We start from the raw sequence: 13779 nt of genomic DNA, 5'->3' as shown, positions 1-13779 counted from the left end.
AAGACCTTCCGAAGACCTTCACATCCGAAAGACGCCGAACCCGCCCCGCACGCCCTCGACCGGTGCCGAGTGGATCGCGGACAGGCAGATCCCCAGCACCGTCCGCGTGTCGCGCGGATCGATGACACCGTCGTCGTAGAGCCGCCCGGAGAGGAACATCGCGAGCGACTCCTCCTCGATCTGCCGCTCGACCAGCTCCCGCAGGGCCGCATCGGCTTCGTCGTCGTACGGCCGTCCCCTCGCCACCGCGGACTGCCGGGCGACGATGGACAGGACACCGGCCAGCTGCTGCGGGCCCATGACGGCCGACTTGGCGCTGGGCCAGGCGAACAAGAACCGGGGGTCGAAGGCGCGCCCGCACATGCCGTAGTGCCCGGCCCCGTACGAGGCGCCCATGAGGACCGACAGATGCGGCACGCGGGAGTTCGCCACCGCGTTGATCATCATCGCGCCGTGCTTGATGATGCCGCCCTGTTCGTAGTCGCGCCCCACCATGTACCCCGTGGTGTTGTGCAAGAAGACCAGCGGCACGTCACGCTGATTGGCGAGCTGAATGAACTGCGCGGCCTTCTGCGACTCCTCGCTGAAGAGAACGCCCTGCGCATTGGCGAGGATCCCCACGGGATACCCGTGAAGACGGGCCCAGCCCACCACCAGACTGCCCCCGTACCGCGCCTTGACCTCATCGAAGTCGGACCCGTCGACGACGCGCGCGATGACCTCACGAGGATCGAAGGGGACCTTCGGATCAGCCGGAACGACACCCAGCAACCCTTCCTCGCCGTACAACGGCGGGTCCGCGGCGCCCGGATCCTGGTGGGCCTTGCGCCAGTTGAGCCGGGCCACCACCCGCCGCGCGAGCCGCAGCGCATCCCGCTCGTCCACGGCGAAGTGATCGGCGAGGCCGGACACCGAGGCGTGCATCTCCGCCCCGCCCAGCGACTCGTCGTCGCTCTCCTCGCCGGTGGCCATCTTCACCAGCGGCGGTCCGCCGAGGAAGACCTTCGCCTGCTCCTTCACCATGATCACGTGATCCGACATGCCGGGCACGTACGCACCACCGGCCGTCGAGTTGCCGAACACGACCGCCACCGTGGGGATCCCGGCGGCCGACAGCCGCGTCAGGTCCCGGAACAGCCCGCCTCCCGGGATGAAGATCTCCTTCTGGCTGGGCAGGTCGGCTCCGCCGGACTCGACGAGCGAGACGACCGGCAGCCGGTTGGCGAACGCGATCTCGTTCGCGCGCAGGGCCTTCTTCAGCGTCCAGGGGTTGCTGGCGCCGCCCCGCACGGTCGGGTCGTTGGCGGTGATGACGCATTCGACGCCCTCGACGACACCGATGCCGGTGACGATCGACGCGCCGACCGCGTAGTCGCTGCCCCAGCCCGCCAGCGGGGACAGCTCCAGGAACGGCGTGTCGGGGTCGAGGAGGAGTTCCACGCGCTCGCGGGCGAGGAGCTTGCCTCGCGCCCGGTGCCGAGTGACGTACTTTTCCCCACCGCCCGCGAGCGCCCGCGCATGCTCGGCCTCGACGGCGGCGAGCCGCTCCAGCATGGACGTCCGGTTCGCAGCGTAATCGGCACCCGCCGCATCAAGGCGGGACGACAACACCGTCACAGCAACACCTCCGGTATGTCCACGTACCGGGAGCGCAGCCACTCCCCCAGCGCCTTGGCCTGCGGGTCGAAACGGGCCTGGGAGGCGACGCCGGCGCCGAGCAGCCCGTCGACGGTGAAGTTGAGGGCGCGCAGCCCGGGGTACGCGTACCGCGCGACGGGCAGCCGGGCGACCTCGGGCAGGAGCTGCCGGAAGCGGGAGCCGGTGAGCTCGTGGGCGAGCCATCGCCACGCCGCGTCGGACCGGACCCACACGCCCACGTTCGCCGAGCCGCCCTTGTCGCCGCTGCGTGCCCCCGCGACGAGCCCGAGGGGGGCGCGGCGGACGGGCCCGGGCGGCAGTGGGGCGGGCAGCGCGGGCGGCTCTACGGGGAGCGGCTCTTCGGCCGCCACCGGAGCCGCGGGCACCCGCAAGCGCGTCCCGTCCGGCAGTACGGCCGTGTGCCGGACGGCGTACGCGTCCACGGACGCGGCTTCGAACACGCCGTACGGGGAGCCCGGGCCGGGCGGCGCGGTCACGTGGAAGCCGGGGTAGCCGGCCAGGGCCAGCTCGACGGCCGCCCCGCTGACGGCGCGGCCGACCGCTTCCGGGTCGGGGTCGCGCACGGCCATGCGCAGGAACGCGCTCGCCTCCTCCTGCACGTCCGCGTCGGCGTGATCCGTACGGGCGAGGGTCCACCGGACCTCCGCGGGCCGGCGCTTCGCCAGGGCGTCCTCCATCTGCGCCCGTGCGAGACGGGCCTTGGCCTCGATGTCGAGACCCGTGAGTACGAACACGACCTCGTTGCGCCAGCCGCCCACCCGGGTGAGCCCCACCTTGAGCGACGAGGGCGGGGCCTCCCCGCGGACGCCGCTGATCCGTACGCGGTCGGGGCCGTCGTCCGTGAGCCGGACGGTGTCCAGCCGGGCGGTCACGTCGGGTCCCAGGTAGCGGGGGCCGCCCGTCTCGTAGAGGAGCTGGGCCGTGACCGTGCCGACGGTGACGGCGCCGCCCGTGCCGGGGTGCTTGGTGATGACGGCCGAGCCGTCGGGGTGGATCTCGGCGATGGGGAAGCCGGGCCGGAAGACGCCCTCCCTGGTGGCGCGTCCGGTGGCGCGTCCGGTGCCGTGACCGCTGCCGCGCTCGGCGACGCGCCCGGTGACGTGCCCGCTGCCCCGCTCGGCGCCATGCTCGCTGACGTGCTCAGTGACGTGCTCGGTGAAGAAGGAGTAGTTGCCGCCGGTGGCCTGCGTGCCGCACTCCAGGACGTGCCCGGCGACGACGGCGCCCGCGAGCCGGTCCAGGTCCTCGGCGAGCCAGCCGAAGTGCGCGGCGGCGGGGCCGGTGACGAGGGCGGCGTCGGTGACGCGCCCGGTGACGACGACGTCCGCGCCGGCGCGCAGGCAGGCGGCGATGCCGGCGCCGCCGAGGTAGGCGTTGGCGGTGAGGACCTCGGGGCCCCAGTCGCGCCCGGGCTCGTGCAGCAGGTCGTCGCCCTCGACGTGGGCGACGCGGACGTCGGCGCCGACGCGGCGGGCGAGGGCGCGGATCGCCTCCGCGAGGCCGGCGGGGTTGAGCCCGCCCGCGTTGGTGACGATCTTCACGCCGCGGTCGGCGGCGAGGCCGAGGCCCTCCTCCAGCTGGCCGAGGAACGTCTTCGCGTAGCCGCGGGAGGGGTCCTTGAGGCGGTCGCGGCCGAGGATGAGGAGGGTGAGCTCGGCGAGGTAGTCGCCGGTGAGGACGTCGAGGGGGCCACCGGTCAGCATCTCGCGGAAGGCGTCGAAGCGGTCGCCGTAGAAGCCGGAGGCGTTGCCGATCCGTAAGGGACGTGTCTGTAAGGGGCGCGTCCGTAAGGGGCAGGAGGGGTCTGTCACTGGGGGCCGCTCCCTCGGGAGGTCGTGTCAGGACGGAGAGAGCGTGTCAGTGCCAGGAAAAACAATCAAGCGTGCTTGCCTTTATTTTTCGGCCAGTTGTGGTCAGGCGCGGAGCGCCTCCGCGAGGAGCTCCGCGAGGTGCCGTGCGCGGGGGCCGTCGCCCGCGAGCTGGGCGATCTGCGTACGGCAGGAGAATCCGTCGGCGAGGATCGCGGTCGCGGCGTCGCCGCGCCGGGCCTCTCGCAGGGAAGGCAGCAACTGCTCCTCCGCGCAGGCCGCGGACACCTCGTAATGCCCCTTCTCGAAGCCGAAGTTGCCCGCCAGGCCGCAGCACCCGCCGCTCAGCTCGCCCACCAGGCCGGCGCGCTCGCGCAGGCGGCGCTCGGCGGTGTCGCCGAGGACGGCGTGCTGGTGGCAGTGGGTCTGCCCGGCCACGGGGCGGTCCAGGCGGGGCGGCTGCCAGTGCGGGGCGAGCTCGTCGAGAGTCTGGGCGAATGTACGGATGCTCCCGGCGAGTTGGCCGGCTCGGGGGTCGTCGGGGAGCAGTTCGGGGAGGTCGGTGCGGAGGGCGGCGGCGCAGCTGGGCTCCAGGACGGTGACGGGGAGGCCGGCGTCGAGGGCGGGGGCCATCAGGTCGAGGGTGCGGCGCAGGGTGCGGCGGGCGTGGTGGAGCTGGCCGGTGGAGATCCATGTCAGGCCGCAGCAGGGCGCCTTCGGCGGGAGGGCGACGCGGAGTCCGGCGTTGCGCAGGACGGTGACGGCGGCGCGGCCGACCTCCGGGGAGAGGTGGTTGGTGAAGGTGTCGGGCCACAGCACGAGGTCCGCTCCGCCGGCGCGGTCGTCTTCCCGCCCGTCCGCCCGTTCCCCGGGACCGGGCCTGTTACCGGCGGGGCCGCCGCCGAAGCGGCCGGCGCCGCCGGATGAGGAACCGCGGCCCCCGGAACCGGGCCGGCTGCCGGCGGGACCACCACCGGATGACGAGCCGCGTTCCCCGGATCCGGACGGCCCGCCAGCAGAAGGACCGCCACTTCGCCCTGGGGAAGCCGCCGGGCCCCGCCGGGGAGCCGGCTCCTCGCCGGCCGCCGGCCCACCGCCCGCGGGAGCCCCGCCGACCGGACCGGCCCCCGTCCGTGGGGCCGCCGAGGCCGACCCCGCGCGCCCCCGCTCAGCCCACCACCGCAGGAACGGCTCATCAGCGAGCCGCGGGATCGCGCGTTCCGGTGCGATCCCCCCGAGCCGCTTCGCGGCCGCGGCCACCGGCCCGACCGCGGTCAGCCGGTTGACGACCGACGCCCCGCGGACCGCCGCGACGCCCCGCAGCCACACCGGCAGCCACCCCATCGCGTAGTGCGCGGCGGGACGCAGCCGCCCCGCGTAGTGGTGGTGGAGGAACTCCGCCTTGTACGTGGCCATGTCGACGCCGACGGGGCAGTCGCTGCGGCAGCCCTTGCAGGCCAGGCAGAGGTCCAGCGCCTCGCGGACCTCCTCGGAGCGCCAGCCGTCCGTGACGACCTCGCCGGCCAGCATCTCGTGCAGGAGCCGGGCGCGGCCGCGCGTGGAGTGCTGCTCCTCGCGCGTCACCCGGTACGACGGGCACATCACGCCGGCCCCGTTCGCCGTCGTCTCACGGCACTTGGCCACGCCCACGCACCGCCGCACCGCGCCCGCGAAGTCGCCGCCGTCGTCGGCGTAGCCGAAGACCACCGGCAGCGGCCGCCGCGGCAGCACGTCGAAGCGGAGGTTCTCGTCCAGCGCGTAGGGCCGTACGAGCATGCCCGGGTTGAGGCCGGCGTCGGGGTCCCAGAGGTCCTTGAAGCGCTCGAAGAGCCGGACGATCTCCGTCCCGTACATCTTCGGCAGGAGTTCGGCGCGCGCCTGCCCGTCGCCGTGCTCGCCGGACAGGGATCCGCCGTGGGCGACGACCAGCTCCGCGGCCTCGCCGGAGAAATCGCGGAAGCGCCGCACCCCGTCCGCGCTCAGCAGGTCGAAGTCGATGCGGACGTGGATGCAGCCGTCGCCGAAGTGGCCGTAGGGCGCGCCGTGCAGGCCGTGGCGGCGCAGGAGGGCGCGGAAGGCGCGCAGGTAGGCGCCGAGGCGGGCGGGCGGGACGGCGCAGTCCTCCCAGCCGGGCCAGGCCTCGGTGCCGTCGGGCATGCGGGTGGCGGTGCCGGCGGCGTCGTCCCGTACGCGCCACAGGGCGCGCTGCCCGGCCTCGTCGGTGACCACCACGGCGCCGGTGGTCGCCGGGGCGGCGGCCCGTACGAGCTCCTCGGCCCGCGCCCGGGCCTCGGCGGCCGTGGCCCCGCCCGTCTCGGCGAACAGCCACGCCGCGCCCTCGGGAAGCCCGGCCGCCGCCGCGCGGCCCACCAGGTCGGCGGCCATGCCCTCGACCGTCAGCGGCCCGTGCGGCAGGAGCAGGTGGGCGGCGTCCGCGGCGGCGCTCTCGTCCGCGTACGCGAGCACGGCCAACGCGCGGGCCCGCGGCGCCTCCACGAGCCGTACGGTCGCCTCGGTCAGCACTCCGAGCGTGCCTTCGCTGCCGGTGAAGGCGCGGGCCACGTCGGTGCGCCGCTCCGGCAGCAGGGCGTCCAGCGCGTAGCCGGAGATGCGGCGCGGGAGGTCGGGGAAGCGGCTGCGCAGGGCCGCCGGCTCGCCTCCGACCAGGGCACGGAGGCCTTCGGCGAGCCGGTCCGGCAGCCCCGTCCACCCCTGTCCGAGCCGGGCCCGCTCCCCCGCGTACGTGAGGACGTCCAGCGCGTGCACGTTGTCGGCCGTCGTCCCCCAGGCCACGGAGTGCGCGCCGCACGCGTTGTTGCCGATCATGCCGCCGAGCGTGCAGCGGGCGTGCGTGGACGGGTCGGGGCCGAACGTCAGGCCGTGCGCGCCCGCCGCGTCCCGGAGCGCGTCGAGGACGACGCCGGGCTGGACGACGGCCGTACGGGCCTCCGGGTCGATCGCCGTGATCGCGTTCATGTGGCGGGTGAAGTCGAGCACCACGCCCTCGCCCGTGGCCTGGCCGGCGATCGACGTGCCGCCGCCGCGGGCGACGACCGGCACGCCGTGCGCGCGGCAGACGGCGAGCGCGGCCGCCACGTCGCCGGCGTCGCGCGGGGCGACCACGCCCAGGGGCACGCGCCGGTAGTTCGAGGCGTCCATGGTCACGAGAGCCCGGTCGGCGGCCCCGAAGCGGACGTCGCCGCGCACGTCCTTCCGGAGCGCGGCGGCCAGCTCCCCGCGCAGCCCTTCGCGGTCCGTACGGCCTACGCCACCGTCGCCGTCGCTGCCGCCGCCATCAGCGTCACTCTCCACAAGATCAGCCATACCCCCCATACTGCACAGCCCCCACCCGCCCCCGTCTCACCGAACGGACGTTTTACTGATCGGAAACTCCGCACGGACTAGGCTGCCTCCGTGGCTGATATCCAGATCCCCGCTGACATCAAGCCCGCCGATGGTCGCTTCGGCGCGGGCCCGTCCAAGGTGCGTACGGAGGCGCTCGCCGCGCTGGCTGCCACCGGAACCTCTCTGCTCGGCACGTCCCACCGCCAGGCCCCGGTCAAGAACCTGGTCGGCTCGGTGCGCGACGGCGTGCGCGAACTCTTCTCCCTGCCCGACGGCTACGAGGTGATCCTCGGCAACGGCGGCTCCACCGCCTTCTGGGACATCGCGACGCACGGCCTGATCGAGAACAAGTCGCAGCACCTCTCCTTCGGCGAGTTCTCCTCCAAGTTCGCGAAGGCCGCGAAGCTCGCGCCGTGGCTGGCCGAGCCGACCGTCATCTCCTCCGAGCCCGGCACCCACCCGGAGCCGAAGGCGGAGGCCGGCGCCGACGTCTACGCCCTCACCCACAACGAGACCTCCACCGGCGTCGCCGCGCCGATCCGGCGCGTCGAGGGCGCCGACGAGGGCGCGCTCGTGCTGGTCGACGCCACGTCCGGCGCGGGCGGCCTGCCCGTCGACATCGCCGAGACCGACGTCTACTACTTCGCCCCGCAGAAGTCCTTCGCCTCCGACGGCGGCCTGTGGCTCGCGGTCTTCTCCCCCGCGGCCCTGGAGCGCGCGGCGCGCGTCCACGCGTCCGGGCGGCACGTCCCCGAGTTCTTCTCCCTGCCGACCGCGATCGACAACTCCCTCAAGAACCAGACGTACAACACCCCGGCCCTCTCCACCCTCTTCCTGCTGAACCAGCAGCTGGAGTGGCTGAACGGCCAGGGCGGCCTGGACTGGGCGGTCCGCCGCACCGCGACCTCCGCCCGCACGCTCTACGGCTGGGCCGAGGCCTCCAAGCACGCGAGCCCGTTCGTGGCCGACCCGGCCAAGCGGTCGGCCGTCATCGGCACGATCGACTTCACGGACGACGTGGACGCGGCGGCCGTCGCCAAGGTCCTCCGCGCCAACGGCATCGTCGACACCGAGCCGTACCGCAAGCTCGGCCGCAACCAGCTGCGGATCGCGATGTTCCCGGCGATCGACCCGTCCGACGTCGAGGCCCTGACGGCCTGCGTCGACTACGTGATCGAACAGCTCTGACGGCTGGTCCCCTCCGGGGAGCGCCCCGGGCCTGACGGCGCCTCGGCGCGGTCAGGCCCGGCGGGGTGCCCCCCGCGTCCTTGCCGCAGGCAAGAACCCCCGCCGCAACGGCGAGCGGCCACAGCGGACGTATCCGGCGGCGCCGAGCCGGCCCGAGCCCGTACGGCACGGCCGGTCTCCGCCATCGCGGCTGATCGCCGCCGCGGCCGATTCAAGGATGCGAGCGCATCCTTGACCTGCCAGGGCCGGTGCAGGGGCGCGACCGCCCCTGAGCCCGTTCCCCCGCCGCAACGGCACGCAACCGAACCGGCGCGTACCGGCGGTGCCGCCGGACAACCCCGCGCCCGGGCTACCGGCCGCGCACAGCGCAGCGGCAACCGCAGCGGCAACCGCAGCGGCAACCGCGTCAGTCCCGGCGCCGCAGCAGCCGTCGCAGGCCCACCGCCGCGCCCGCGGCCACGGCGAGGGCGCCCGCGCCGATGAAAAGGGTGCGGTCGCCGTCGCCCGTGCCGCTGCCGGACGACGCCCGGGAGCCGCCGTCGCCGTTCTTCGCGTCGTCCGCCCGCTTGGGCACCGAGTCCGGCAGCAGGTCACCGTCCAGGGTGACCGGCTGCACCGTGCTGCGCTTGCCCTCCGAGCCGTACATCAGGGCCCGGCCGTCCGCCGTGAAGGTGACCGACTCGCCCTGGCGCTGCAGCGGTACGGCCGGGCTGCCGATCTCCTGGGGGCGGCCGTCCTGCCAGCGGTACTCGCGGGCGTCGAAGTAGCCGCGGACGACGAGCCGCGTGCCGTCGGGGGAGAACGCGCCGTCCGTGGCCCACAGGTTGATGTCGGCGGTCCGCCGGAAGACGTTGACGCCGGACGCGGAGAGCCGCTCCGGCGCCTCGTACAGGGCGCCCTTGCCCGAGCGCTTCTTACTGACGATGTACACCCGCCCCGTCTTGGGATGCACCATCAGCGACTCGGCGTCGCGCGGCCCGTCGTCGTAGCGGACGGTGTAGCGGGTGGGGGTGAGAGTGGTGTCCTTGAGGGTCTTCGGCTCGGGGAAGCGGTAAATCCACACCTCCGGCCAGCGGCCGCCGAAGTTGTCGCCGATGTCGCCGAGGTAGATGCTGCCGTCCGGTCCGACGGAGATGGCCTCGACGTCGCGCGGCTCGACCCCGGCGAGGGTGACGGTGGCGACCGTACGGCCGGTGCTGCTGTCGACGGCGTAGACGTACGCGCCGTCACCGCTGTCGTTGTGCGTCCAGTACACGCCGGGGTGGGTGCGGCTGGCCGCGAGGCCGCTGGACTCCTTGATCCGGGGGTCCTCGATGGTGAAGCCCGAGGCGGCCGGGGCGGAGGCGGAAGCGGAGGCACCGGCGGCCGGCTGCGCGGCGCCGTCGTCGGCCAGGGCCGGGCCGGCGGGCAGCACGGCCGGCGCGACCAGCGCGGCGGCTGCGAGGGCGGCGCGTGCGGCGGGGAACGGGCGTGGACGCATGGACCCAAGCGTGCCATCCGGGCAGGCGCCACGGGTGCGTGCACCGCCGCCACGCCCCACCCGCCCGGAACTCGACACTCCCCCTATCCCGCGCGCCCCGCTGATCTGCGCCGCGGTCCGGACGACGCGGCGAATTCGAAAAGTATTCGCCAACCCCACGGCCGAAAACCGTCTACAGAAAAGAACGCATTGGCGAATTCCCGCACTGCCGTACGCGGTCGACCCGTATAGGTTTCCGACCGAACGGCAACCAGTTCCAGGGAGGGAAATCGATGAAGCGCATCAAGCGCCGCCTGGCCTACGCGGCCGTGGGTTCGATCATGGCGGCCGGCACCAGCCTGGTGGGGGCCACGGCCGCCTCGGCCGCACCGGCGCCGCACGTCTCGTCCTGCGACAGCTACCGCAACAACGGGACCGTGTGGACGGCCAACTGCCACGTCGACTACGGCAAGTCCCAGTCGTGGACCCGCTGTTCCGACGGCACCGTGCTGTACGGCGCCTGGGTGGGCAAGGGCTACTGGATCTTCAGAGGGGACTGCTCCGGTCACGGCCGGGTCGTCAGCTACGGCCACACGGACAGCCCCTGACCGCCCACGGCCGGTGAGGGCCGAATCGAGGTGATGGCTCCGTCCCGCCGGAACGCCGGCGGGGCGGAGCCCCCGCTTTTCCGGACCGCCCCGCCAACCGCATTTCCGCATTTCATGACCGCACCCGGCGAAATACTCCGTTCACACACCACGGAAAAGCGGAACGGAAATCCACGGCGGCGCGCCGGCCCCGTACCCGACCCTCGTGCGCCCCGCCCGCCCCGCCATCCGCGATGATGTGCACATGCGGATCATGTTCGTCGGCGACTCGATGACCATCGGTAGCGCCGGTGACCTCACTTGGCGCTACCGCATGTGGCAGCACCTCAACGCGACGTACGGCGGCCCGTACAAGATCGTCGGCCCGCGCCGCGAGCTGTACGACCCGGCCGCCGACGCACCCGTCTCGTACGCCTACGGCGCACCGGACTTCCCCGAGCGCGCCCGCGCGCACCTCGCCGGCTGGGGCGAGGGCTGGCTGCACATGGCCCCGCTCGTCGGGGACGCGGTCCGGGCCGGCCGCGCCGACACCCTGCTCGTCTCCCTCGGCCTCATCGACCTCGGCTTCTACACCAACGCCGAGCAGACGGCCGAGAACGTACGGCGCTTCGTCGCCGAGGCGCGCGCCGCCAACCCGCACGTACGGGCCGTGCTGATGCCCGTCATCCGGAACGTCCGCGCCAACAACGACCCGCCGTTCGCCGCCGAGTGCGAGCGCTTCAACGAACTCCTCGACAAGACCGTCGCCGACCTCGGCACCCCCGGCTCGCCGCTGCTCCTCGCGTCCCGCCCGGACGGCTGGGACATAGACCGCGACACGTACGACGGCACGCACCCCAACGCGTCCGGCGAACACCACCTCGCCGCCGCCTTCGCGGACGCGATGCACCAGGGGTGGGACGTGGGCGAGGCGTACGCAGCGGCGGCCTAGCGCAGCCGGCACGTACGCACACGCCTCCGCCCGTACGTCCATACGTACGGGCGGAGGCGCCCGCAGCATGCCTTGCTCAGGGCCTCACCAAGCGAACGCCTCCGGCGAGGGCCCCGGCCCCGGGAAGATCTCGTCCAACTGGCCGCGAAGCTCGGCGGAAAGCTCCAGCTCCACGGCGCGCAGCGCCGACGCGAGCTGGTCGGCCGTGCGCGGGCCGACGATCGGACCGGTCACTCCCGGCCGGGTGAGCAGCCAGGCGAGGGCCACCTCGCCCGGCTGCAGGCCGTGCTTGTCGAGCAGGTTCTCGTAGGCCTGCACCTGCTCGCGGACCTTGGTGTTCGCGAGCGCGTCCGCGGACCGGCCGGACGCCGCGCGGGCGCTGCCGCCCTCCCGTTGCTTGCGGATGACGCCGCCGAGCAGCCCGCCGTGCAGCGGCGACCAGGGGATGACGCCGAGGCCGTAGCCCTCGGCGGCCGGGATGACCTCCATCTCGGCGCGCCGCTCGGCCAGGTTGTACAGGCACTGTTCGCTGACGAGCCCGAGCGAACCGCGCCGCCGGGCGGCCTCGTTGGCCTGGGCGATGTGCCAGCCGGCGTGGTTCGAGGAGCCCGCGTAGACGATCTTGCCCTGCTGGACGAGGACGTCGATCGCCTGCCAGATCTCGTCCCACGGGGTCGCCCGGTCGACATGGTGGAACTGGTAGAGGTCGATGTGGTCGGTCTGCAGCCGCTTGAGGCTCGCGTCGACGGCGCGCCGGATGTTCACGGCGGACAGGCGGTCGTGGTTCGGCCAGTCGGCGCCGTCCGGGCCCATGTTGCCGAAGACCTTGGTGGCGATGACGACCTTGTCGCGGCGGCCACCGCCCTTGGCGAACCAGGTCCCGATGATCTCCTCGGTCCGGCCCTTGTCGTCACCCCAGCCATAGACGTTGGCGGTGTCGAAGAAGTTGACGCCCGCGTCGAGCGCGGCGTCCATGATGGCGTGGCCGCCGGCTTCGTCGGTCTGCGGACCGAAGTTCATGGTGCCGAGGACGAGCCGGCTGACCTTGAGGCCTGTGCGTCCGAGCTGCGTGTACTCCATGGCGCCCTAGCCAACGCCCTCAAGCGCGCTCAAGGCAAGGGTGACCCGCCCACCCACCGGGTGAGCCCGGCATCTACCACACCCCACTCCGCAGCGCAACGACTTGTGCACGACGGGTAGTTGACCCGCTACGGTTTCCGCAGCGCTGCAGAAGCGTCCTCCCCTCTCAGAGGAGACCCGTCGTCGGGCTTCTCGCCCAGGGGGTCCGAACCGGGACCTCCTCCGGAGCGGTCACCGGAACTCTGGCCGCAACCCGATGAGGGAAGAACGCCAATGGGGCGTCACTGCCAAAAGAAGCTGACCATCAAGAAGCGGCTGGCAGCTGTCCGCCGTGAACTGAAGGAGTGGTTTCTCGGACGGTGAAAAAAGTCGGTACCGGACGGTGACCGGCAGTCCTCACAAGATCTGAGGGCTCCCGGTCAGTGATCCGTCCGTGCCGGCTTGGTCCTCGCCATGGAAATCCGGTCCGTGGCGGGGACCTCCTTTGTACCGTAACGAGCCGCCCCTCGGGGCGACAACAGGGGAGGGACCATGGACACCCTTGAGTGGGGCCTGGGAGCGTTCGCCTACATCAGTGCCGGACTGGCGTTCTGTGCGGTCACGAAGACGACGCCGTCCGCATGCCTGGCGGAGCAGGCGTCGGAGCCCGATCCCTTGTCCCCCGCCGCCGTCCGTACCATCTGTGTGATCGTCGTCGCCCTCTGGCCGATCGCGCTGGTCCACGACGCCGACTGGGCGCTCTGGGCCCACCGCATCGCCCGCCACCCCCGGTGGAACTGCCTCGACGAGAACGATATGTACGACCACGACGACCACCCGGCGTGCCGGCGCACGCGGTGGACCTGGCTGCTGGGCCGCTGACCCGAGCGCGCGTCCCCGGCGGGAGCGGCCGGGCCGGGGTCACTTCACCGCTGCCACCACGGCGACGACGACGAGGATCGCGGCGAGCGCGGCGGTCATGATGCGGTTTCTGGTCTTCGGGTCCACGCATCGAGCGTAACCGGAAGGGCGGGGGCGCCCTGTCCGCGGGCCGGTCCGCCCTTTCGTGGCCGGTCTACCCGCCCAGCTCCCACACCGCCACCGTCTCGTAGCGCGGGCGCTCGCCGGGGACGCCGCCGCCCGGGAGCCGGCTGCGCATGAGCTCCAGCCGATGCACGGTCCAGGGCGTGCCGCTGAAGCCGGCGAGGCTCTCGGCGTACGGGCGGAGGTGCACCGGGCCCGCGGCGCGGGCGAGGGTCAGGTGCGGGTGGAAGTCGTGCGTGGCGTCGACGGCCACGCCCGCCCGGCGCGCTCCGGCCGCGGCCGAGCGGGCCAGGTCGCGCAGGATCGTCCGCTCGCCGTCCGCGCCGACCCACAGGATCCGGTCCCCGAACCGCCCGCCCCCGGCGAACCGCAGTTCGTGCGGCGGGTGCCGGTGGGCGGCGCGGCCGAGCCGCTCGGTCAGCTCCGGCAGCAGGGCCGGGTCGACCTCGCCGAGGAAGGCGAGCGTGAAGTGCCAGCCGGCCGGCTCGGTCCAGCGCAGCCGGTCCGCGCCGGGCAGCCCGCGGAGGGCGGCCGTGGCCCCGGCCAGCTCGGCGACGGGCGTCTCCGGCGGCACGACAGCGGCGAAGAGTCGCATAGGACCAGTCTCCCCTTTGGGCAGGGCTTCACGAACGCGGCGCCGCGCCCGGTCGTGGCAGGGGCGCGGGGCGCGAGTGGCTT

General features: G+C 73.5%; 10 protein-coding genes. 4 read left to right on the top strand and 6 right to left on the bottom strand.

Translation table 11 applies throughout. The features are described from left to right. Positions 1 to 18: 18 nt before the first annotated feature. From IF61_RS0126680 to IF61_RS0126670, 3 genes are all read right to left on the bottom strand, one after another. The gene (locus IF61_RS0126680; RefSeq protein WP_030369076.1) at positions 19 to 1617 is read right to left on the bottom strand and encodes an acyl-CoA carboxylase subunit beta; all 1599 of its coding nucleotides are present in this window, start codon (positions 1615 to 1617) and stop codon (positions 19 to 21) included. Continuing rightward, the gene (locus IF61_RS0126675) at positions 1614 to 3362 is read right to left on the bottom strand and encodes an acyclic terpene utilization AtuA family protein (RefSeq protein ID WP_245684638.1); all 1749 of its coding nucleotides are present in this window, start codon (positions 3360 to 3362) and stop codon (positions 1614 to 1616) included. The genes IF61_RS0126680 and IF61_RS0126675 overlap by 4 nt, the downstream gene beginning before the upstream one ends. A gap of 210 nt (positions 3363 to 3572) precedes the next feature. Then, on the bottom strand, positions 3573 to 6791 hold the full coding sequence (locus tag IF61_RS0126670) for an FAD-binding and (Fe-S)-binding domain-containing protein (protein ID WP_078660515.1): 3219 nt from the start codon (positions 6789 to 6791) through the stop codon (positions 3573 to 3575). Between the two features lie 90 nt (positions 6792 to 6881). Between IF61_RS0126670 and serC the strand changes: the two genes are divergently transcribed. Continuing rightward, positions 6882 to 8000, top strand: coding sequence for a phosphoserine transaminase (serC, locus tag IF61_RS0126665; protein ID WP_030369073.1), 1119 nt, complete (start codon positions 6882 to 6884; stop codon positions 7998 to 8000). A 406-nt stretch (positions 8001 to 8406) separates the two neighbouring features. Here serC and IF61_RS0126660 read toward each other — a convergent pair whose 3' ends face one another. Beyond that, the gene (locus IF61_RS0126660) at positions 8407 to 9480 is read right to left on the bottom strand and encodes a TolB-like translocation protein (protein WP_030369072.1); all 1074 of its coding nucleotides are present in this window, start codon (positions 9478 to 9480) and stop codon (positions 8407 to 8409) included. Positions 9481 to 9752: 272 nt separating this feature from the next. Here IF61_RS0126660 and IF61_RS32765 point away from each other — a divergent pair, with 272 nt between their 5' ends. Together IF61_RS32765 and IF61_RS0126650 are read left to right on the top strand one after the other, a co-directional pair. Beyond that, complete coding sequence (locus IF61_RS32765) at positions 9753 to 10067, top strand: hypothetical protein (RefSeq protein ID WP_245684631.1); 315 nt, start codon at positions 9753 to 9755, stop codon at positions 10065 to 10067. A gap of 244 nt (positions 10068 to 10311) precedes the next feature. Then, the gene (locus tag IF61_RS0126650; protein WP_030369071.1) at positions 10312 to 10998 is read left to right on the top strand and encodes a GDSL-type esterase/lipase family protein; all 687 of its coding nucleotides are present in this window, start codon (positions 10312 to 10314) and stop codon (positions 10996 to 10998) included. A gap of 84 nt (positions 10999 to 11082) precedes the next feature. Here IF61_RS0126650 and IF61_RS0126645 read toward each other — a convergent pair whose 3' ends face one another. Further along, a complete protein-coding gene (locus IF61_RS0126645; protein ID WP_030369070.1) occupies positions 11083 to 12078 on the bottom strand; it encodes an aldo/keto reductase in 996 nt (331 codons plus the stop codon). Between the two features lie 531 nt (positions 12079 to 12609). Here IF61_RS0126645 and IF61_RS0126640 point away from each other — a divergent pair. Continuing rightward, the gene (locus IF61_RS0126640; protein WP_030369069.1) at positions 12610 to 12939 is read left to right on the top strand and encodes a hypothetical protein; all 330 of its coding nucleotides are present in this window, start codon (positions 12610 to 12612) and stop codon (positions 12937 to 12939) included. Positions 12940 to 13132: 193 nt separating this feature from the next. Here IF61_RS0126640 and thpR read toward each other — a convergent pair whose 3' ends face one another. After that, complete coding sequence (thpR, locus tag IF61_RS0126630) at positions 13133 to 13696, bottom strand: RNA 2',3'-cyclic phosphodiesterase (RefSeq protein WP_030369068.1); 564 nt, start codon at positions 13694 to 13696, stop codon at positions 13133 to 13135. Positions 13697 to 13779 lie beyond the last annotated feature (83 nt).

It is taken from the genome of Streptomyces roseoverticillatus (genome assembly GCF_000719265.1).
Taxonomy (GTDB): domain Bacteria; phylum Actinomycetota; class Actinomycetes; order Streptomycetales; family Streptomycetaceae; genus Streptomyces; species Streptomyces roseoverticillatus.
Note: the sequence above shows the minus strand (reverse complement) of the source record. Positions and strands in the feature narration are given on the sequence as shown.

What these genes read in the sequence shown, in the direction of transcription:
- IF61_RS0126640 (WP_030369069.1), top strand. Translation starts at nt 12,610, where the DNA reads ATGGACACCCTTGAGTGGGGCCTGGGAGCGTTCGCCTACATCAGTGCC.
- IF61_RS0126650 (WP_030369071.1), top strand. Translation starts at nt 10,312, where the DNA reads ATGCGGATCATGTTCGTCGGCGACTCGATGACCATCGGTAGCGCCGGT.
- IF61_RS0126670 (WP_078660515.1), bottom strand. Translation starts at nt 6,791, where the DNA reads ATGGCTGATCTTGTGGAGAGTGACGCTGATGGCGGCGGCAGCGACGGC.
- thpR (WP_030369068.1), bottom strand. Translation starts at nt 13,696, where the DNA reads ATGCGACTCTTCGCCGCTGTCGTGCCGCCGGAGACGCCCGTCGCCGAG.
- IF61_RS0126645 (WP_030369070.1), bottom strand. Translation starts at nt 12,078, where the DNA reads ATGGAGTACACGCAGCTCGGACGCACAGGCCTCAAGGTCAGCCGGCTC.
- IF61_RS0126660 (WP_030369072.1), bottom strand. Translation starts at nt 9,480, where the DNA reads ATGCGTCCACGCCCGTTCCCCGCCGCACGCGCCGCCCTCGCAGCCGCC.
- IF61_RS0126675 (WP_245684638.1), bottom strand. Translation starts at nt 3,362, where the DNA reads ATGCTGACCGGTGGCCCCCTCGACGTCCTCACCGGCGACTACCTCGCC.
- IF61_RS32765 (WP_245684631.1), top strand. Translation starts at nt 9,753, where the DNA reads ATGAAGCGCATCAAGCGCCGCCTGGCCTACGCGGCCGTGGGTTCGATC.